Genomic DNA, 21,058 nt, shown 5'->3' with positions numbered 1-21,058 from the left:
ATTCCTTTATCCAGAGTTAATGAACTGAGTCAAAAGTGGGCAAACTAAAATACAAGGCAAAGCCAAAGATACTAGTACCTTTTGTATCGTTTTCTACTTTTGAACATTGGAGTCAATTTTATATGTCAGACCCCAACGTTGGTCGTTTACTCAGTAATCGCTATGAGCTTAAAGAGTTGATTGGAACCGGAGCAATGGGTCGAGTTTATTGTGCTAGGGACGTTTTGTTGGGGGGCGTACCGGTTGCTGTTAAGTTTTTGGCTTTGTCAGTTCAAAATAAAAAAATGCGATTGCAGGAGCGTTTTGAACGAGAAGCAAAAACCTGTGCTTTATTGGGACAAAAAAGTATTCATATTGTTCGGGTGATGGACTATGGCGTAGACGACCATGATACTCCGTTCTACGTGATGGAATATTTACAAGGTATAGGTCTAAACCAGATTGTTCGTAAGCAAAATTTATCTTTACCAAGATTCTTGAGCTTGGCGCGTCAAATTTGTTTAGGGTTACAATGCGCCCATGATGGAATTCCAATTGATGGCAAAATCTACCCAATTATCCATCGTGATATTAAACCCAGCAATATATTAGTCGTTCAAGACGCTAGTTTTGGAGAATTAGTCAAAATTCTAGACTTTGGTATTGCTAAATTACTACAGGCAGATAGCAATTATACAAATTTCTATTTAGGTACACTAGCTTATTCTTCACCAGAGCAAATGGAGGGTAAGGAATTAGACAACCGTTCTGATATTTATAGTTTGGGCGTAATGATGTTTGAAATGCTTACAGGCAAAATGCCCCTAGTCGCACCAACCCATTCTTTTGGAGCATGGTATAAAGCACATCAAACTCAACCACCACGGACTTTTGCTGAAGTTGCCCCGACATTACAATTACCTAAGCAAATAGAAAATTTGATCATAGGTTGTCTGGCTAAATCACCAAGCGATCGCCCTCAAAATATTGGTGAAATTCTCAAAGTACTAACATCTGTTGAACAGCATGGTTTTACACGTACTCAAGAAAAAACCACTAATTTACCTGCTATTATCAATCCTCCGCCTGTAAAAACTAATGTTGCTCACAAATCTGACGCTGATTCGCGCATATCTCCATTAAATAATGAAATTGCACAACAAGTTTCCTGGCCTCAAAATAAACCCATTGCCAATATTGTTTTTCCTCACCCTATTCGTCTCAATGGGGAACTAAAACCTGCTTTGTGGGTTATGCTACCGCAAGCAGAAATTCAAAAGCGTTTAGTCTGTACTCGTTATAATCAGTTTCTTTTTATTACTTCTCCTCATCCCATGCTCTTGTGGATTACTGTCCTCTATAACCGCAAGCATGGTTCTAAATGGTTACCTTATTATCTTGATCTCAAAACAAATATCGCCCAGGAAACTACTCGCCTACTCGTGGAAAATGGTTACTACCGTCTACTATTATTTGCTAGAGAAACACCAAACCATTGCGCTCACATCATAATTTCGACAATTGCCTCTGCTCAACGTCAAAGACTCGAAGAGTGGGCAAGAATGAGTAAATCACTGGCATCCTCAGATGACCCCCAAGTTAGTAAAAATTTACTTAAATTTGAGTACGAAAAACTTAAGCCCCAAATTTTAGCAAAATTACAAGCAATTGATACAGATTCCCCATTCGACCTCTCAGGCTAACTTGAAATGAAGGAAAAAGCCCGAATGAACTGGATCACATCTATGAAATTGCTGTGTGAAGAGAGCAAAATATTAATTAATGTTAAGAAAAATTGTTTAGGAGTTGCAAAATACCCTCATAAGAAATATAAATAATGAAGATATAAACTTAAAAACAAATATGAGCTAGAGGTTGTACAATAACCTCTTTTTGGGGCATGAGCGGAGGTAGAGATTGTTTATATCTAAAAGTCCAAGGCTCTGTGCCTTTGCATAAGATTTGTGCTAATGTACTCATCTAGTGAGCGTTTAAAATCATTTCATTGGTGCTATCGCTGGGTTAAAAAATTACAATAATGTGCTTTTAAACAAGGTACTTTGTTGTGGAGTAATAAATAATTTGCTAGTGTAATTTTTAGGAATACACGAATTTATCGCGGGTAACGTTTAGAACACGCAAGCTTATATGTTATGGTTTCCTTCCATACATTGGAGCTTGATTGTGTCAAGTTTTTTATTTTCACCCTTATCTAAAGTTGACGCCCCGACATCCCCAGCTCTTTTCCTCTGGTGGAACCTAGCAAGAGAAGGAGGTCGCCTACCGCGACTCAAAATCCTAAGCTGCCCAGCTAGAACCTGAGTCTAAGCCCCACTGGTGCTTGAGCAATTCTTTGTAAGTTGCTTCTCTGACAACCATTTGCTCATAGAGCTTGACGAGGAAATCTTTTGCTTGATCATGGCTCATGTTTTGTACCTGAGTAGCAAAAGAGCGGATGCTAAATTGCTGTTCTAAAGTTAATTCAATAGGTTTGTCCATAATTAGCTCCTGAAAAATAAGTAAAGGTTAGATTCGGTTACAAGGGATCCGAAGAGATTATTTGGCTAGTCGCTTATGTGTCTGACACTTAGTTTATCTATATTAAGAAAGATAACAAGTGTTTGACAGTTTGCCCATATCCTTTGTGGGGATTTTTTGACTAACCTAACATCTTTGTTTTCATCCTACTGATATAAACCTCAAGTCTACCTAAAGAAATTTCGGTAAAAATTAGGTTTTCCAGAAACGCTCTGGTCGGCGAAGTTCCCTTATTACTCTTTGCGATAGATCAAAGAGAGGGTATAAACATATATTATATTCGCCATACCCTATAAAGCGCAAGGTGTCAACCAGCTAAAGATAGTAAAATTAGCTTCTGTAGGTAAGTTTTTTCAGAGGTTAGATTTATATGTATCAAGTTGTAAATCAGAAAAATGCTCAAGATGAACAAAATGATGAGTATATTTACCAAAAAAAGGATAGGGGATCAGGGAGTGGGTATTGGGGAGTAGGATTTAGGAGAAAAGGAGGACAAGCCGACCGCCTATCCCCGCTCCCTAATCCCCAATTATTCAAGAGTAACGATGACAACAGTGATGTTATCGTGTCCACCTTCTTTTTTGGCAGCTTCAACAAGGGCGATCGCAGCTTTTTCCACAAGCAGGCTTTCTTGAAGGTAGGAAGCAATTTTTTCATCCACTAGTTCTTCTGTGAGTCCATCGCTACATAACAACAAGCGATCGCCACTTTTAACATCAAGTTGTTGTAAATCAATTTGATGTAGGTCTTCACGTCCTAAACAGCGAGACAAGACATGACGGAAAGGATGAATCCGCGCCTCATCTGGTGTAATATCACCCATTTTGATGGCACGTGCCACCCAGGTGTGGTCTTCAGTAATTTGTTGCAATTGGGAATCTCGGAAGCGATATAGCCTAGAGTCACCAACATGAGCACACCAGGGAGGTTCTCCAGGGCGGAAAATCACCACCACAGCTGTTGTTCCCATATCAGATCTTTCTGGATGACTTTCCTGATCCTGTAAGATAGCTTGATTTGCTTGCCAGAGAGCATCTTCTAACAGCTGCGCTGAGGTTTTGGAAGAATCCCAATTGTCAAGCAAATACTTTTTCACTTCACAAGCAGCAATGTGACTTGCCTGTTCACCTCCTGCATGACCGCCCATACCATCAGCAACAATGAAAAAGCGCCCTTCTGGGTCAATATAGTAAGCATCTTGATTGTTAGAACGAATAAGTCCCGGATCACTAATACCGGTAAAACGAAGTTTCATATATTTTTGCAAAAATTAATACATACGGTCATAACGGTCAAGACGCATTAGCAGTCTAATTAGCAACCATAATACTGCGGTTGCGATCAAGCCAATAAAAACTGCCTGCCAAAAATAATTGTTGACAAATAAAATCGTTGCTGAAAGTGTAAAAGCACTGATTATTAAGGCATAGGCTATGCCAAGTTGAATATTGCTCTGCCGACGTAGTAGACGCTCTGTTTCAATAGACCGGACACGCAGACGTACATCTCCACGCTCAAGTTTTTCCAGTGTATCTTCCAGTCTACGTGGTAGACCAAATGCTGTGCTACTAACTTGGGCAGCTTGTCGGCTTAATTCATTGAAAAAGCTATTGCCTTCAGAACCATTCATATTCGTCATAAGCTGCATTGCATAGGGTTGGGCAACTTCCATAAAGTTAAATTCTGGGTCTAAACCTTTGCCTACACCCTCTAAAGTCGAGAAGGCGCGCATCACAAAAGTGAATGTAGCTGGAAATCTAAAAGGTTGATCATAAGCTATCTCATATAAGTCGTCACTAATTGCTGCTACGGACTGATTTTCAAAAGGCTTATCCATGAAATTATCCAGCATGTACTGGACAGAACGCCGCACAGGACCCATATCTTCTACAGGTGCTAATGCGCCCAAATTGATCAAAGATTGGACAACGCGATCGCCATCTTTAGAAGCAATGCCAAATAGTGTTTCCATCAGTCCTTCTCGCACGTTGGATTTGATGCGTCCCATCATGCCAAAATCGTAGAAAATTAAAGCACCATCCGGACTAACAGCGATATTGCCAGGATGTGGGTCGGCATGGAAGAAACCATTGTCGAGTAGCTGAAGTAAATAGGCTTGAGCGCCCTGACGAGCAATTTGCTTACGATCTAAACCCGCGGCTTCAATAGCTTCGTATTGACTAATTTTGATCCCAGGAACGTATTCTAAAGTTAAAACTCGTGAGGAAGTATAGCGCCAGTAAACACGTGGTACTTTTACCCATTCGTAAGCGCGAAAATTGCGGCGAAAAGTATCAGCATTGCGTCCTTCATTGAGATAATCAATCTCTTCCCAAAGAATACGGCAACACTCTTCATAAATTCCGATCCAATCCCGCCCTCTACCCCACTTTGGATGATTTTGAAAGTAACGAGCTATACCTTTAAGAATTTTTAAATCAATTTCAAATAGCTTTTTTAATCCTGGACGTTGCACTTTCACAACGACAGCTTCACCTGAGCGCAAAACTGCTTTGTGTACCTGTCCCAAGCTAGCAGCAGCTAAAGGAATTGGTTCAAAACTGGCAAAGAGTTCCGGTATCTTTTTACCTAACTCTTGCTCAATAATCGTTTCTACTTGCTCATAGGTAAAAGCAGGCACTTTGTCTTGTAATTTTGACAATTCTTCTACATATTCGCTAGGAAAAATATCCGCACGTGTAGAAAAAAGTTGCCCAACTTTAATAAAGGTCGGCCCTAAATCCAGCAGAGTATTACGAATCCACACTGCTAACACTTTGCGTCTAGCAGCTTGCTTGGCTTCAGTAACTCCACCAGCATAACTCCAAGATTTGTTGTAGAGCCAGAGTCTATACAATAAGGTCAATACAAATGACCAAATGTCTACAAACCGCCGTCTACTCGAGTAGTTTTCGCGATTCCAACGGTATGCCTTATCTGTATAACCTTTTTCCATATGCTTTGCTTACCGCTGGTTTTGATCTAAGTCAAACAATTTTGGATTTTAGATTTTAGATTTTGGATTGACCCTACTTAGGTCATCTGGAGGCTTATAGCCTGGTCGGAATGATTGCTCATAGGTCATTGGTAAATAGTTGATTTTTCTAAACAAAAAAACTACTAACCACTAACCACTAACTAACTATTTCTACTGCTGCGATAACGTTGTAGTTCTGTTCGCAAAAAGGCGATTTCTGCCCGCAGTTCATCAATCATTGCTTGCAAATCCACAGGGTCAGTACCCGTTTGACCAAATCCTGTTGTGCTTTTACCTGTGTCAACAGCATCAGCGGCTCGATTGGCTCGCTCCATCACTTCCTCTGTGAACTGGCGCAGCTGCTCTCTGAGTTCCGCATCCAGTTTGCCTACTTCGCTCAAAGTGTCAGTCAAAGCGTTTTCCAGACGTTCTGTCATCACTTCTGCGACTGCTCTACCTACGAAAAAAGCTTGTACCAGGGGGTTGCTCATAAATTTTTGTTACGTCTCTTCTGCACAAAAATTATAACTTGCGGATTTGCTTTACTGCTTCTACTTAAAGTGTTGTTGGTTGTTTGTTGTTTGCAGAACCTACCAACAAATTTGAACTTTAGCAACATTAATGTTGTTAAAGTAATGTATATTAAAACTAAACAAAAATTAAGCAACATTAGTGTTGGTAGAAATTTTGATTTTTGATTAACAGACGCTTACTACAGTTCTATGAAAAGTTCTTTGGCAGAATTTAGACAAAAAGATAGCCTCTCAAGATCAATTACTCTCGATCAGTTGCAGGTCTTTGAAGCAGCTGCGAGACACTGTAGCTTTACTCGTGCTGCCGAAGAGTTGTTTGTCACCCAACCAACAGTATCAATGCAGGTGAAGCATCTTGCACAGGCTGTGGGTATGCCCCTGTTTGAACAAGTGGGTAAGCGTATCTACTTGACCCAAGCAGGTCAAGAAGTTTTGCATACTTGCCGGGAAATATTGCAGTGCCTAGATCGCCTAGAAACAACTATTTTTGACTTGCAGGGGATGAGACAGGGACGGCTGCGATTAGCCGCAGTGACTACAACAAAGTATTTCCTCCCTAAACTACTAAAGCCTTTTTGTCAACTCTACCCTGGTGTGAAATTGTCTTTGGAGTTTACCAATCATGAAGCGCTATTGGCGAGAATGCATGAGAACCTTGATGACTTGTATATCATGAGTTGTCCACCGAATAGAGAAGACATAGAGGTAAGGCCATTTTTAGCTAATCCCCTCGTAGCGATCGCTCCTGCAAGTCATCGTTTTGCTCACCAACGCGATTTATCCCTGAAAGCTTTTGCTGAGGAACCCTTAATCATGCGGGAAGAGGGTTCGGGAACCCGCAAGGTAGTAGAACAATTTTTCAAACAACATGAAATAGACCTGCAAATTAACATAGAACTAGGCAGCAATGAAGCAATTCAGCAAGCTGTCATTGATGGTTTGGGAGTTTCCATCATATCTATGCACACCCTTAACTGTGCAGAAGTCAGAAACCAGCTAGCAATATTAGATATTGATCATTTTCCAATTCATCGTCAATGGCAGATCATCTTTCCTAAGAAAAAACAGCTACCAATAACTGCTAGTACATTTCTAGAGTATTTGCTCAAAGAAAGTCAAAGATTTTCTGCTAACAAAGAAAACCCAATGCAAGTAGTTGAAGCTTTATGGATATAGCCTTGATCTGGGAGCATTAGCTTTGATCAAGTAATTCTTGATCACATTCCTGTGTTTGATGCAGCAGATATATAGTCATTTGCAAAGCTTGTTGAGTCAACTGAAAAGCTTTATTGATATTGATCCGGGTGAGAAAATCTAAATCATGGGAAATAGCGCAAACTGCACTCTGATATTCATTAATAGCTTGTACCATTTGCTCCACGCTTTTTATATAGAGGTTATTGGTTGGCTCATCAATGGCCAAACTCGATTTCCTAGAACCATTAGCACCAGCGATCGCAATTCTATTGCTTAGCAAATTCCTATTTCGGATACTCCAATCAAAAAAAATAAAATATAAGATCAAAGTATTTACTCATTGACATTCAAGTTGTGGACATTACTAAAACTACTTGCCCTCGTTGTCATCAACCTGTAAACAGGCAAGCTATCACCTGTCCCTATTGTCGCGCTCAACTAAAAGCTTACGGCCATCCTGGTATTCCTCTACACAGAGCAACTGGAAATAGCTATCTGTGTGACAGTTGTGCTTACCACGCTGATGATAGCTGTAATTTTCCCCAGCGTCCTTATGCCAAAGAATGTACGCTGTACCAAAATCTTGCAGAAAGTGAACTGGAGTTACAGCAGTTGCGCGAAGCGAAAAGCTTTAGCACTACTGCGAGAAACTGGATCAAACGCAATCAGGCTTTATTGTTGCTATTGGCTTTATTATTAGTGTGTTTGCTCGTAGCTCTGTTGCAATCTTAAAGATCGAATAAGCACATAAAAGTCAATAGAAACTGATACCAGTTAATCAAGTCTTCTGCATTATCCAGTTATTTTTGGGGGAAACGATATTAATTCATATTAAACATGTTTCATAATTCGCTGTGATTTTTGTAATCACTACTAGCTTTAGCTGAAGGCAACAGGGGTTCTTCAAATACTGCCAGATCAAACCAAAAAGTTGTGCCTACACCCACTTCGCTAACTAAATGAACTTTACTGTGATGTTTTTCTTCGATAATATTTCTAACAATTGATAATCCTAAGCCTGTACCTTCTAGGGTGTGAACACGATTTTCTACCCTAAAGAAGCGATCAAAAATTGCTTCTTGATCTTCTGGACCAATGCCAATACCAGTATCAGCAATTTCTACCCGCACTTGAGCAGGGCGATCGCCATCGTGTAGCTGCGGTTCTAGTTGATAGGCACGAATCATAACTTTACCACCAGCCTTGGTAAATTTCAGCGCATTGCCTAGTAAGTTTGCTAGCACTTGCAGTAACAAATCATAATGACCTACCACTAAAGGTAAATTGGGTTCCACTTCTTGATATAATTCGATACCTTTATCTTTGGCATTAAGTTGGTATGTACGTAGTGTCTGTTCTATTGCTTGCGTTAAATCCACCCCGTCTAAGTGATAACTCCGACCAGATTCTAATCTGGATAAATCCAAAACATCATTCACCAAACGTGCCAAGCGATCGGTTTCATGATTAACCGTTAACAAAAAATCTTGCCGTTGTTCTGAACTGAGTTCTTCCCCATATTCGTGCAAAGTTTCAATAAAAGACTTGATATTAAATAAGGGAGTGCGTAATTCGTGGGAAACATTACTGATAAATTGACTTTTGGCTTCGTTTAGTTCTACTTCTCGGGTGATATCTTGCACAGTAATGGCAATTCCTTTCACACTCTCCCTTTGTTGGTCAAATACAGTGGCTAGGAGAAGGCGAATAGTGCGTTTACTCGGTTGAGTGAAAGGAATACGAAATTCGGCACTTTCGCATTCCCCGGCTGCCATTTCATACAAAGTACGAGTGATTTCTATTTGTACTGCTGACGGCAATAAATTAAGAACACTCTCACCCACAACATCCAGCCCTTCCCAACCAAAAATGCGTCGGGCTGTGGGGTTGACTAAAATCACCTGCATATGGTCGTCTATCAAAACCGCACCATCAGCAATGGTGGAAACTAATGTTTCTAACTTGGCTTTTTCGGCAGTGAGTTCCTCAATATTCTGTTCTTCGTAGCGCTCTAGACGCTCTGCCATTTCATTAAAGCTGAAAATTAATTCTTTGAGTTCGCCTCCAAATGGCAAGTCAATACGCTGCTTAAAGTTGCCCGCAGCAATTTGCTTTACACCTAGTAATAGCTCTTTAATTGGTTTGGTGATTGTCAAAGCATTAATTACCCCTCCTAAAATCACCATTACCCAAATAGAAATGAATACAGCAATGGTGACATCGCGGGTAAAGTTTGTAGAAATGACGGCGTTCGGATTGGGGTTAATACCGATCGCTAAAACACCCAGATATTTTTTTTCTACTGTCAGAGGCACAAACACATCTGTCACAATACCATCTGGGGACATATGTTGTCGCACCATTGGTTTGTCGGCATCAGCAGCGTAATCGTCTGGTAGTTGGATGCGTCTTTCAATCGTTAAGGAGGTTTCAACCTCCGGTTCCCAAAAGGGAATACCAAAATAGATTTTTCCAGTCTCATCAGCGTAAAGCATGTAACGCACGCTGGAAGTACTGCTGTAAAAGCGTTGAGAAAATTGTGCTACCTCGGTCAGATTATGATCGGCAATTAAGGGAGCAACGTTAGCAGCCAGCAGCAGTCCTAAGTCACGACCGAAACGAGTGTCATTCAAACGGGCGTCCTGCTGAATCGTATTGATTGCCCAAAAGGTCAGACCACTCATCACCAAAGAAACCACCAAGGTTACAGCAGCCAAAAGTTTGGTCTGGAGAGTGAACTCTGACCACCAATTCACGATCGTTTCTCGGATGTTTTGTAAAAGAGCCAGCATCTTAAAATAAAAATTTGTTATGTCTGTGGTTATTTCAATTAAAGACATTGCTTGTTATTTTTGTTGTACCCTGCACCGATGTCTTTCTAGGATTACAGTTGCTCAAATAGTAGGCTTTGGGGGTGTTCTGGAAATTAGATACGGCTATAGACCTACGGTGCAGGGTAGCATTTGGTGAATAATATTTTTCCAAACTATAAATTATCGCTCAAATGCTTAGCCCCTAAATTATTTCACCCCTTTAACCGATGACCGATATCTCGCCGATAATACATACCCTCAAAGTTAATACATCTCATACCAACATATGCTTGAGCTAATGCTTGTTCAAAATTTTCTCCTGTACCAGTAACGTTTAATACTCGACCTCCATCGGTGAGCAATTGCTGATCCTGTAACTTAGTACCAGCATGAAATACAATTGCTCCTGCGGCTTGGGCTTCTGCAATTCCTGCGATCGCTTTACCTTTTTCATAAGTCCCAGGATAACCAAGTGCAGCAGCAACAACAGTAGCAGCTGCACCTTGTTTCCAAGCGATTGGTGGCATTTGTGCCAAGCGCTGTTCAATGCAGGCAAGCATTAACTCTTCTAACGGTGTTTCCAACAGTGGCAAAATCACTTGGGTTTCTGGATCACCGAACCGACAATTAAATTCTAAAACCTTAAAATCCCCATCAGGAGTAATCATCAATCCAGCATAGAGTACACCTCGATAGTCAATATTCTTGGCTCTAAAAGCTGCGATCGCTTTCTCTAATACTTCTTTTTCAACTCGTGCCATTAACTCTGGCGTCGCAATAGGTGCTGGAGCATAAGCTCCCATACCACCTGTATTTTCTCCTGTATCACCCTCACCGATCCGTTTATGATCCTGAGCTGGCAACAATGACCTAATTGTCAACCCATCTGTTAAGGCTAAAACAGAGACTTCTTGACCAACTAAACACTCTTCAATAACGACAAATTTTCCAGCATTGCCAAACTGACCCCGAAAAATAGCTTCAATAGCTTCAATAGCTTGATCAAGTGTTTGAGCAACTGTCACACCTTTACCTGCTGCCAAGCCATCAGCTTTCACAACAATGGGTGCGCCATGATCCTTTACATAAGATTTAGCAGCAGATGCCTGCGTAAATACCGCAGCATTAGCTGTAGGAATTCCTACTTCCTGCATTAAAGCTTTTGCCCAGGCTTTACTCGCTTCTATTTGCGCCCCTGCCCTAGTTGGACCAAAAACCTTCAAGCCTTGTGAGTGCAGATAGTCTGATATACCCATAGCCAAAGGAACTTCTGGTCCGACTACAACCAGAGAAATTTTCTCTTTTTGAGCAAACTGACTTATACCCTCAAAGTCATCTATTCCTAAAGGCAAGTTTTGACACTGTGACATACTGGCTGTACCACCATTTCCTGGCACACATGTAACTTGCTCAATTTGCCTCGATTGCAATAGTTTCCAAGCAAGGGCGTGTTCCCGCCCTCCATTACCTACTACTAAAACTTTCACAGATTTCCTCTTGCGTCCCTTGAAGCACGAGCAGCCATTAAGGATTCTCGCGCTTCAATTTTTTCACCAATTCTAATACTTATGCAAGTCCAAAGAACAACCTGAAGTTAATAAGAGGAAAGGTAGAGGACAGTCCAAATGAAACAATTTTCACCGCCACGCATGAAAATGTGATAGTTTCGAGTTAAGCCTGAGACAAAGAGGTAGTTCTCATCGCAATTTCAACCTGTAATTGATGTATAGGTTTTGGCTGTCGCCATTCCACGACTTCAGCTACATACTCTTGTTGGGTTTTAGCTAAAATTTTATTTTCAAGTTAGAAGGTTTAAATTAAAAAAACCTCCTTTACATAGGGAGGTTATCTGCTGTGATGATTTGTGTCGAAATCTCAGAATTTGCCGCTCGCCAAACAGATGACAGCCAAAATAGCACTGATGATGTAGAAAACTGCTACTACTTGTAATTCTGACCAACCTGAAAGCTCAAGGTGATGGTGTAGTGGAGCCATTTTCAACAAACGTTTGCCTTTGCCATCAGGACCTTTTGTGGCTTTGTAGTAGCTGACTTGTACCATTACAGACAGGGTTTCTACAAAGAAAATCCCGCTCAAAATGAATAGTGTTACTAGACTGTTAGTCAGCAATCCCACAGCCGCTAATGCTCCTCCCAGGGCGAGAGAACCAGTATCTCCCATGAAGACGCGAGCCGGGTTACGGTTGTGTGCCAAAAAGCCTAAGCAAGCACCACTCAAAGCAGCGCAGAAAACCATCAGTTCTGGTGAAGTGCAACCAATCAGCGCACCTAAGGCCAGCAATGCGATCGCTACTGTTCCTGCTGCCAATCCGTCAATACCATCTGTTAAGTTAGTAGCATTGCTCTCTGCTACTAATACAAAGCCTGCTAGAGGCCAGAACAGTAAGCCTAAAGGTAAAGAGAAGCCCAAAGGTAAAGCTAAATTTGTGATATTAGCAGGTTGATTAAAAAGCAGCCATAAACAGAAAAGAACCGCAAAGCCAATCTGTAGAAAAAGCTTCATCCGAGGGGAAATACCCTTGTTGGATTTACGGCGCAAAATTTGCCAATCGTCGAGCCAGCCAATTAATCCGTAACCTAACGTCAATCCCGAAACTGCCAATACATTTGTATTAAAGTTTGATAATATACAAGCAGCTATCACCCCAACAGGAACAAAAAAGATACCACCCATTGTCGGCGTACCTGCTTTTTTCAAGTGGGCTTGGGGGCCGTCTTCGCGAATTATTTGCCCTGTTTTGAGTGCTTGCAGCATTGGCACAACAAAAAAGCCCACGGCTGCTGAAATGACAGCGCATAAAAGAAATGGCAAGGTGAGGGAAAAAGTGTTAGCCCACGGCAATCTATTTGCCATGCCATCCAAAACTAATGCTGTGACACTTAACCCTACACCTAAAACAGAAACTAAACCTATGCCAGAAATATTCAACCCCTGGTCAGGAGATAATTTAGCGTCCACGGTTGTTTCCCCTCACTCCACACTTGTACGACAGATGAACAATAGGGACTCGTTAAGATGTTGACTCTTTAGTCTTTACTGACTACTCTTCGTCTGGAACGATATCATCATCGTCATCAAAGTCATAATCGGCTATACCGTCATCACCACCCAAAAATTCCGCAATTTCTTCTTCGTTATCTTCACTAAAATCTGGCTCTTGGGTGTCACGCGCTATCAGACGACCACTATTTTGCAACCAATCCAAAATGGAGGACTCTTGCTTTAATGGTATTACAGCAGCACGTTGATTGCGAGGTTCTTCGCGTAATGGGGAATTTAGCATATTAGACTTAGGATACAAGGAGTGCCATCATAGCTTGACATTAAGAGTCTATCACTTGATACGGAAGATTTTAGTTGATCATTCAACGAGTTACTTCCAAAATCCGACAAAATTTTTTGTTTTTACTATCAATCTAAGTAAATAGTGACAGTAACTTTGTGATTAGGCATCTTGCAAAAGTAACAATTACAGTAAGTAATTTTGGGTAAAAGTTAAAGAGTAAGGGTAAAGGAAAAATTAATACCTTTAGTTGTTTGGCTTTTCTGTTTTCCTAGCTTCTGCAAAAAGCTTATTGATACAGTGCAATACACAAAGATATTAACTTCTTGTTGTCCTTGATTGAGACTAATACTGTTTTAGGTGACAGGTGATGTTCACAAAAGCAACTTTATTACAAGCAATTGCTGGTAAAAATCGTGGTCTTTTGGCAAGCGAACAGGATAAGCAAGCTATTTTAGTCGCGATCGCCAACTTAGAAGACCTAAACCCCACACCGCGTCCGCTGGAAGCTGGTGATTTACTTGATGGCAATTGGCGACTTCTTTACACCACCAGCAAGGCTCTTTTGAATCTTGATCGCTTTCCTTTATATAAACTTGGAGAAATCTATCAGTGTATTCGTGTTAACACCAATAGCGTTTACAACATAGCTGAAATTTATGGTTTACCGCTACTTGAAGGTTTAATTAGCGTCGCTGCTAAATTTGAACCAGTTTCAGGGCGGCGTGTCCAAGTTAAATTTGAGCGATCAATAGTTGGCTTCCAACGTTTAATTAACTACAAGTCTCCTGATAAATATATCCAACAAATAGAAGCTGGTCAGAAATTGACTGCGATTGATTTTTCTCTCAACAGCAACGAACAACAAGGCTGGTTGGATATCACTTATTTAGATAACGACTTACGAATTGGCAGGGGTAACGAGGGTAGTGTATTTGTTTTAACCAAAGCATAGGTTAACAAAAAATTTTTGTTTGCGACTGAAGGATATTCCATGATTAGGGGATTGTCAAGGAGGGTGTGACACCCCATTTGTTAGGAGATGGGGAGATGGGGGGCTAGGGGTCCCCACTTTGTGGGGTTGGGGGGCAATGGGGAGATGGGGTGATGGGTGTGAGGAGTGTGAGGAGTAAATATTAAACAACTAACAACCAACCACTAACTACTAACTACTAACTACTAACCACTAACAATTGACCATTGACCAATGACAAATAACTTAACAAAGCTTCTGCCAGAGGCGCTGTGATTGTACAGTGAAATCAATTAGCCTTAATACGTTGGCAATTGATAATAAAAAGGGAACAAACTCATGGTTCAACGTGGTTCTAAAGTACGCATTCTCCGTCCAGAATCCTACTGGTTTCAGGATGTAGGCACTGTTGCATCTATCGAGCAAGGTGGTACTAGCAAATACCCAGTGATTGTCCGCTTTGATAAAGTGAATTATGCTGGCGTGAACACAAATAACTTTGCTCAAGACGAATTAGTAGAAGTGGAAGCGCCAAAGGCAAAAGCTAAAAAAGCCTAAGGGTTAGAAACCTCCAAAAAAACTTAATGGGGTGATTTTCGGGAGTAAAGCAGAGGGTAGAGAGTCAAGGCTTTGATTCTATACTCGCTGTCGACTACTCCCGATTTTAGTGTCTGCCAAAAAACCGCAGTACTTGTCACAATAAGCTTGTTGTCAATAATTAGCTTAGATGCCTGAGTTGCCTGAAGTTGAAACAGTCCGACGGGGTCTAAATGAATTGACCCTCAACCAAGAAATCACGGGTGGGGACGTACTGCTGCATCGGACGATCGCTTATCCGTTTTCAGTAGATGATTTTGTTACTGGTATCCAGGGAAGTGCGATCTCTACTTGGCATCGTCGCGGTAAATATCTCCTCGCCGAACTTACTCTTCCTTTAATAGACAAGGGAGTGAAGGTACAAGGAGGACACGGGGCACAAGGGGGACGACTTGGAGGAGATATTGCTTCCTTGTCTTTCCCCACTCCCCCCACCAGTTACTTGGGCGTTCACCTACGTATGACGGGTCAACTACTGTGGCTACGCCAAGACGAACCATTACACAAGCACACCCGAGTCAGATTATTCTTTCAAGATGGGTGGGAATTGCGCTTTGTTGATCAGCGTACCTTTGGTCAAATGTGGTGGGTGTCAGCAAATCAAGCACCAGAAAGCATTATCACTGGTTTAGCAAAACTAGCAGCAGATCCCTTTTCATCAGAATTTACAGTTGAGTATCTAGCCGAGAAATTCAAAAACAGACGTCGCCCGATCAAAACCGCCTTATTAGATCAATCTGTAGTGGCAGGATTAGGTAATATATATGCCGATGAAGCCTTGTTTATGAGTGGCATACTACCAGAAACAATGTGTATAGATTTGCAGCGAGAGCAAATCGAAAAGCTGCGATCGCACATAATAAAAGTATTAGAAACTAGTATCAAAGCTGGTGGAACGACTTTTAGTAATTTCCTCAACGTCAAGGGCATTAACGGTAACTACGGTGGTGTAGCATGGGTTTACAATCGTGCTGGCGAACCCTGTCGTGTTTGCGGGACTGTGATTCAACGGACAAGATTAGCTGGTAGATCCAGTCATTTTTGTTTGCAGTGTCAACGGTAATTGTTAGTGGTTAGTGGTTAGTGGTTGATGATTCCTCACAACTAACTACTAACTACTAACTACACTTCCCAAGATAGAATCCTGTATAGCAATCGATACACTCAAGAGGGGAATTTATGCCTGTAAAACGTGGAGATATGGTTCGCGTGATTCGCGAGAAGTTAGAAAACAGCGTAGAAGCAAAAGCCAGTGATACTCGCTTTCCTGATTATATATTTGACAGTAAAGGCGAAATCGTAGATATCAAAGGTGATTATGCCTTTGTCAAGTTTGGGAAAGTACCAACACCAAATATTTGGTTGCGTTTAGATCAGCTTGAAGAGTTTAAGTAAAATTATCAGTAAAAAATTATGTATACTTCCCCTTCCTCCCAGATTCTGTGTTATTCACCCCGTGTCACCATTATTGGTGCTGGTAGAGTTGGCAGTACCCTTGCCCAACGCATTGCTGAAAAAAACCTTGCAGATGTGGTGTTACTGGATATCGTTCCGGGAATGCCCCAAGGACTAGCACTAGATTTGATGGAGGCGAGGGGAATTGAAATGCATAACCGTCAGATTATCGGTACTAATGACTATGCCGATACGACTGGTTCGGAGATAGTGGTAATTACGGCAGGGTTTCCCCGCAAACCAGGTATGAGTCGCGATGATTTGTTGCGGACAAATGCCAAGATTGTTGTGGAAGCGGCTAAGCAAGCGATCGCTCATTCTCCCGATGCCATATTTATTATCGTCACCAATCCTTTGGATGTGATGACATATTTAGCATGGCAAGCAACAGGATTACCACGCGATCGCATCATGGGTATGGCAGGCGTGTTAGACTCGGCCCGGTTTGAAACTTTCATTGCAATGGAACTGGGGGTATTACCACGTGATGTCAAGACGATGGTTCTCGGTAGCCACGGCGATTTGATGGTTCCCCTACCACGCTTTGCTACTGTAAATGGCATTCCGCTGACAGAATTGCTAGATCAAGCTACAATCGAACGCTTGGTAGAACGCACCCGCCACGGCGGTGCAGAAATTGTGGAATTAATGCAAACAGGCGGTGCGTTTTTTGCCCCTGCTTCTGCTACTTCCATGATGGTGGAATCGATTTTATTAAATCAGTCGCGTTTGTTACCTGTAACAGTAGCTCTTATGGGAGAATACGGTTTAGAAAATGTGGCGATCGGTGTTCCCTGTCGGTTGGGATGTGGTGGAATTGCCAGTGTATTAGAATTGGATCTTAGTGACGAGGAGATGGCAGCAGTGCGTGTTTCAGCGGAGTCGGTGCGGCAAAATATTGCTCGGGCGCAGGAAATTTTGATGGTGTCTAATGCGACTAGTTAGATTTTCATTTGCTGGTATTTCTCAATGATTTTAAATCTCAAGAAATTTTCTTGAGATTTTTCAATATATACACTTATATTATAAGTTTTTATTAAAACTCTACTTCTATAGATTGCTCTCAAAAGACTGGGGCTACACAGACAAAACCCACCTACCTGTGCAGGTTTATTTTCTACTGGATTTATTAATGTGGCGTAAATCCAGCCACACCAAAGACCTACACCGACATCAGCAGTCTTTGGCGCTGAGAACGAGATTTTCAACCATTTTCGCGCCCTCACCAAAAATCAAATTGTGTTTTTAATCTCTCACCGTTTTTCCACAGTGCGGATGGCTGACAAAATTCTGGTGATTGAAGCAGGGAAGTGGTAGAAGAGGGAAATCACGAGGAATTATTGCAGGCTGGAGGCAAATATGCGAAGCTGTTTTATTTGCAAGCGGCGGGGTATTAGTAGGGATGGGGAGAGATTCGGGTGTAAGTCTTGAAGATGAGTTTTTCTTGGTGTCTTTGTGTCTTTGTGTTTCTAATATTCTTTTTCCACCACCAAGACACTAAGACACTAAGTCGAATCCCAAAATTTTCACAGAATTAAAGATACAAGGTTGGAATGGCGATCGCTTTTAACACAATGCTCACGATGAACATAACTGTAATTGAGTTGCTGGTAAGTTGTACTAAACGTTTGACTATACAATCATTAATTACTACTTAAGAAGTATAAGAAGAGTAGTTGTGTTTGCTAGTTTTTTCGCAAAACCGAAATCCTTATATCCAATGAAGCAGTAAAATAAATTTAGGATTGTTTCTTAAGAAAGATGCTTTTTAAAGTATAAAATGAGCAAGCTTAAGTCATAACAGTAACTTCAATACAGGCAATGTTTTAGTGCTGTCTCATAAAGTAAAGATCTAATTTTTAACTGCTATGACTAGTAATATGTCACCCAACAATGTCTGTAAATATACTAGAAATCATCAAACTGTAGAAATTTCTCTGTTACTCGCAAACCTCAAAAATAATATTTGGTTTTGGGGTATTTTTTCTTGGATGTTTGGAGTCACCGATAGAGGTGTGGCTGCGTTTGCTGATGGTTATTTATCTCCGGTAGAGATTCTACAAATATGTGCAATCTCTTTTTTATTCTTGAGTTGGTTGTTTTTAAAGCCAGATGAAAGCTTGAATGATGATGAAGGTGTTTGTTCAAGTGATCAAACTGACTTAAGTCATTATCGCCATGAGGCATTATCCACAGTTAGAGATAGAATGCTTGAGTTGCAAAGGCAACATATAATCAGTCAGGCGTATACTCTACCTTTTCCCTATCTCTGCCAAATCTATCATCTGTTAAATTTAAAACATTTGGAAACTGTTCACAGCTTCAGCTTGAATAATTTAAAGGTCGTTGATGTTAATTATGTTCAGGCTACAAACAATGGTGGAGTGCTAAAGTTTCAAAGCGTATTAGCTGTATCAGGTGTCAATATTTTAAGAATTTGGAGACAGCCAATAGTTGAAGTAGATTTAATATTGCATACACCTTTTACTGTGGAATTGAGCATTCCAGTTTATAATAATAAAAGAATAATTGTTATATTCAATGCTCTTCCCTTAAGTAGTAATGCCCATAAGTTTTTCGTAGATATTTACAGTGATCTAGGGTGGCCCAAGCCTGTAATGCAAATTATCTTACATTTTGCCTCTTGTCTGACACTGTATGAAGATTTTTTACCCTATCTACGTGCACTTGCGAAAAGAAATATAGACTGTTTAATCAGCTTAAATAGGATTTGCCAACACGAAACAATGTGGCTATTTAGAAGATTCGTTGAATTGTATGGTTCGAGCATAGAACCGGCTGATAAATTAAAACTATTGAGTAGCCAAGAAGATAAATAATTGTGCGATCGCGTTTTATCTGACAGAGTTAGGGAGATGGGGAGGTTCTGACCACTAGCTACTAACCACTATTGTACAGACGCGAGGAACATCGCGTCTGTACCCACTAACTACTAACCACTAACAACCAACAACCAATCACCAATAGATACAATCGGAATGCAAGCAGAAATTGAGAAAGTTCTGCATTCTGGGAGCGATCGCCAATGAAATTCATTTCTGAACCGTCGATACCTGTAAAAATTCAAAAGATGAAAGAACGGGTGCGCTGGGGTAATGCAAGTATTGTCCAGCGCGGAATTGATCAAACTTGCATGGTGATCGACGATCACAATTCGGATAATCCAGAATTTTCGTTTATGGTTATCGGCGATAGTGGGACAAAATCATATTACCAACACCACCCCCAGCGTCAAGTTGCGGAACTGATGCTACCGCACCAAGAGGAATGTAGTTTTGTCTTGCATACGGGTGATGTAATTTATATTGTTGGTTCCCACGAGTATTACCCCCGAAATTTTATCGAACCTTACCGCGAGTTCATCAAGGGTGGAGAAAACTACAAGCGTATTCTCTACGATCGCATGGTTTTTCAAACTCCGATTCTACCAGTTCTGGGTAATCATGATTACTATGATGTACCGTTGATGTATCGGCTTCTAGCAGGAAGTACGTTACCACTACGCCGCTTGTTCCGCTACAAAGATATTGAAATTGGTTGGCATGGTTCCTATCAAGGAGATGCCTATGCACGGGCATTTTTGGATTATCTCAAAGCGTTCCATTCTAGAGAACAGTTAGAATTTCACCTCGACGAACACTACACCGCCAAAACAGACACGGGACGGTGTTTGCGCTACGAACCTGGACGTTTTACCCGTCTACCCAACCGTTATTACACTTTTCGCTACGGCGGGATTGACTTTTTCGCCCTTGACTCGAATACTTTTAACGCCCCATCACCGCTACCTGCAACTAAAGAAGGAGAAAGCAGTCGCCGTCAACTAGAGAAGCGCCGCCACGAGATTGAAAACGAAGAAATGCAAATTTTGGAAGCGTGCGATCGGCTCAACCCAGATAATCCTGAAGAAGCGGAAAGACTCGACGCCCTTAAAGCCAAGTTATATCAAATTGATGAAGTCAAAATAGACATCGAAAAACAACTCACATCTCACCACGAACCAGCCACCGACTTTGAACAATTGGAATGGTTTAAGCAAAGGCTAATTGCATCTTGGCATACCCAAGAGGTACGGGGACGAGTAGTTTATTTCCACCATCCCCCCTACGTCACCGAGGCGAGTAAATGGCATCAAGCCCAAACTTTAGCAGTGCGTCGGCGTTTGCGTTGGGTATTTGATAGTGTGGCACAAACTCTTGGTTCGGTAACTCAGGGACGTCCCATTGTCGATTTAATTTTAAATGGTCATGCTCATTGCCTGGAATATCTCCGCACTACCGATACTGGCTATGCTGACTCTCACCTCAATTGTATAGTCTGCGGTGGAAGTGGTCGTCGTCCCCGTCGTCAGCGAGAGGAAGGGACAGAGTTAATGGAGACTTTTGAGTATCTAGAAGGAAGTCCTATTCGTAAAATTGCGGATTCACTTTTATTTGTTGGTCGCAATGGATACGATATTTTCAAGCGGCTGCCATACTCATGTGTGCGAATTGACGTTAGAGGTGGCACTCCACCCAAGTTTGTTGTCAAACCACTGGTTGCTGAATGGTTTCAAGGAGAGTGGTTTAACAAGGTAATGGAACCATTTGAGATTTAACTAGAACCACATGTTTATCTTCGAGGCTAAAGTCCTTCAAAAAGCCAACTAAAACCTTGATGTTGGCGTAGCAA

Annotated in this window: 19 protein-coding genes and 1 pseudogene; 11 read left to right on the top strand and 9 right to left on the bottom strand. The window is 41.3% G+C overall.

Going from position 1 to position 21,058, the window contains the following annotated elements; all coding sequences use genetic code 11:
• Positions 1 to 122: 122 nt before the first annotated feature.
• Positions 123 to 1,682 (top strand): serine/threonine protein kinase, encoded by a 1,560-nt coding sequence (locus NIES592_RS18815; protein WP_073556551.1) that lies wholly within the window; start codon positions 123 to 125, stop codon positions 1,680 to 1,682.
• A 595-nt stretch (positions 1,683 to 2,277) separates the two neighbouring features.
• Here the strand turns inward: NIES592_RS18815 and NIES592_RS18810 are convergent.
• The 4 genes from NIES592_RS18810 to NIES592_RS18795 all read right to left on the bottom strand — a co-directional run bounded on the left by NIES592_RS18810 (position 2,278) and on the right by NIES592_RS18795 (position 5,985).
• On the bottom strand, positions 2,278 to 2,478 hold the full coding sequence (locus NIES592_RS18810) for an NblA/ycf18 family protein (protein WP_009455637.1): 201 nt from the start codon (positions 2,476 to 2,478) through the stop codon (positions 2,278 to 2,280).
• A 568-nt stretch (positions 2,479 to 3,046) separates the two neighbouring features.
• Positions 3,047 to 3,772, bottom strand: a complete 726-nt coding sequence (locus NIES592_RS18805; protein ID WP_062244308.1) for a Stp1/IreP family PP2C-type Ser/Thr phosphatase — start codon at positions 3,770 to 3,772, stop codon at positions 3,047 to 3,049.
• 15 nt (positions 3,773 to 3,787) lie between these two features.
• A complete protein-coding gene (locus tag NIES592_RS18800) occupies positions 3,788 to 5,473 on the bottom strand; it encodes an ABC1 kinase family protein (protein WP_073556550.1) in 1,686 nt (561 codons plus the stop codon).
• A 182-nt stretch (positions 5,474 to 5,655) separates the two neighbouring features.
• The gene (locus tag NIES592_RS18795) at positions 5,656 to 5,985 is read right to left on the bottom strand and encodes a DUF6825 family protein (protein WP_073556549.1); all 330 of its coding nucleotides are present in this window, start codon (positions 5,983 to 5,985) and stop codon (positions 5,656 to 5,658) included.
• A 231-nt stretch (positions 5,986 to 6,216) separates the two neighbouring features.
• Here NIES592_RS18795 and NIES592_RS18790 point away from each other — a divergent pair, with 231 nt between their 5' ends.
• Positions 6,217 to 7,203, top strand: coding sequence for a LysR family transcriptional regulator (locus NIES592_RS18790; RefSeq protein ID WP_062244314.1), 987 nt, complete (start codon positions 6,217 to 6,219; stop codon positions 7,201 to 7,203).
• Positions 7,204 to 7,219: 16 nt separating this feature from the next.
• Here the strand turns inward: NIES592_RS18790 and NIES592_RS25355 are convergent, their stop codons facing one another.
• A complete protein-coding gene (locus tag NIES592_RS25355; RefSeq protein WP_073556548.1) occupies positions 7,220 to 7,504 on the bottom strand; it encodes a hypothetical protein in 285 nt (94 codons plus the stop codon).
• Positions 7,505 to 7,578: 74 nt separating this feature from the next.
• Between NIES592_RS25355 and NIES592_RS18780 the strand changes: the two genes are divergently transcribed.
• The gene (locus tag NIES592_RS18780) at positions 7,579 to 7,956 is read left to right on the top strand and encodes a zinc ribbon domain-containing protein (protein WP_009455630.1); all 378 of its coding nucleotides are present in this window, start codon (positions 7,579 to 7,581) and stop codon (positions 7,954 to 7,956) included.
• A gap of 110 nt (positions 7,957 to 8,066) precedes the next feature.
• On the opposite strand, the gene nblS is transcribed toward NIES592_RS18780, so the two are convergent.
• The 4 genes from nblS to NIES592_RS18760 all read right to left on the bottom strand — a co-directional run bounded on the left by nblS (position 8,067) and on the right by NIES592_RS18760 (position 13,341).
• Positions 8,067 to 10,016 (bottom strand): two-component system sensor histidine kinase NblS, encoded by a 1,950-nt coding sequence (gene nblS / locus NIES592_RS18775; protein WP_178379584.1) that lies wholly within the window; start codon positions 10,014 to 10,016, stop codon positions 8,067 to 8,069.
• Between the two features lie 233 nt (positions 10,017 to 10,249).
• Positions 10,250 to 11,524 (bottom strand): phosphoribosylamine--glycine ligase, encoded by a 1,275-nt coding sequence (gene purD, locus NIES592_RS18770; protein WP_009455628.1) that lies wholly within the window; start codon positions 11,522 to 11,524, stop codon positions 10,250 to 10,252.
• Positions 11,525 to 11,912: 388 nt separating this feature from the next.
• Positions 11,913 to 13,016, bottom strand: coding sequence for a phospho-N-acetylmuramoyl-pentapeptide-transferase (gene mraY, locus NIES592_RS18765; RefSeq protein WP_062244323.1), 1,104 nt, complete (start codon positions 13,014 to 13,016; stop codon positions 11,913 to 11,915).
• An 82-nt stretch (positions 13,017 to 13,098) separates the two neighbouring features.
• On the bottom strand, positions 13,099 to 13,341 hold the full coding sequence (locus NIES592_RS18760) for a DUF3134 domain-containing protein (RefSeq protein WP_062244326.1): 243 nt from the start codon (positions 13,339 to 13,341) through the stop codon (positions 13,099 to 13,101).
• Between the two features lie 370 nt (positions 13,342 to 13,711).
• Here NIES592_RS18760 and NIES592_RS18755 point away from each other — a divergent pair, with 370 nt between their 5' ends.
• The 8 genes and pseudogenes from NIES592_RS18755 (at position 13,712) to NIES592_RS18715 (ending at position 20,984) form a co-directional block, all read left to right on the top strand.
• Positions 13,712 to 14,296 (top strand): PAP/fibrillin family protein, encoded by a 585-nt coding sequence (locus NIES592_RS18755; RefSeq protein ID WP_073556547.1) that lies wholly within the window; start codon positions 13,712 to 13,714, stop codon positions 14,294 to 14,296.
• Between the two features lie 357 nt (positions 14,297 to 14,653).
• Positions 14,654 to 14,872, top strand: a complete 219-nt coding sequence (locus tag NIES592_RS18750; protein ID WP_062244332.1) for a photosystem I reaction center subunit IV — start codon at positions 14,654 to 14,656, stop codon at positions 14,870 to 14,872.
• A gap of 169 nt (positions 14,873 to 15,041) precedes the next feature.
• Positions 15,042 to 15,974, top strand: a complete 933-nt coding sequence (locus NIES592_RS18745; protein ID WP_062244338.1) for a DNA-formamidopyrimidine glycosylase — start codon at positions 15,042 to 15,044, stop codon at positions 15,972 to 15,974.
• A gap of 116 nt (positions 15,975 to 16,090) precedes the next feature.
• Positions 16,091 to 16,306 carry an NAD(P)H-quinone oxidoreductase subunit O gene (locus NIES592_RS18740; RefSeq protein WP_009455621.1) on the top strand — a complete coding sequence of 72 codons (216 nt, stop codon included), beginning with the start codon at positions 16,091 to 16,093 and terminating at the stop codon, positions 16,304 to 16,306.
• 18 nt (positions 16,307 to 16,324) lie between these two features.
• Entirely contained in the window at positions 16,325 to 17,311 is a 987-nt protein-coding gene (gene mdh / locus NIES592_RS18735) for a malate dehydrogenase (RefSeq protein WP_073556546.1), read from the top strand.
• 222 nt (positions 17,312 to 17,533) lie between these two features.
• Positions 17,534 to 17,763: pseudogene (locus NIES592_RS25995) on the top strand (ABC transporter ATP-binding protein); the annotation flags it as partial.
• 483 nt (positions 17,764 to 18,246) lie between these two features.
• Positions 18,247 to 19,206 carry a hypothetical protein gene (locus NIES592_RS18720; protein WP_256678170.1) on the top strand — a complete coding sequence of 320 codons (960 nt, stop codon included), beginning with the start codon at positions 18,247 to 18,249 and terminating at the stop codon, positions 19,204 to 19,206.
• Positions 19,207 to 19,412: 206 nt separating this feature from the next.
• Positions 19,413 to 20,984 (top strand): metallophosphoesterase family protein, encoded by a 1,572-nt coding sequence (locus NIES592_RS18715; RefSeq protein WP_073556543.1) that lies wholly within the window; start codon positions 19,413 to 19,415, stop codon positions 20,982 to 20,984.
• The last annotated feature ends 74 nt before the right edge of the window (positions 20,985 to 21,058 follow it).

Origin of the sequence: Fischerella major NIES-592, from assembly GCF_001904645.1 — a bacterium.
GTDB lineage: Bacteria > Cyanobacteriota > Cyanobacteriia > Cyanobacteriales > Nostocaceae > Fischerella > Fischerella thermalis.
The sequence above is the reverse complement of the archived record's forward strand: the minus strand, read 5'-3'. Positions and strand labels throughout refer to the sequence as shown.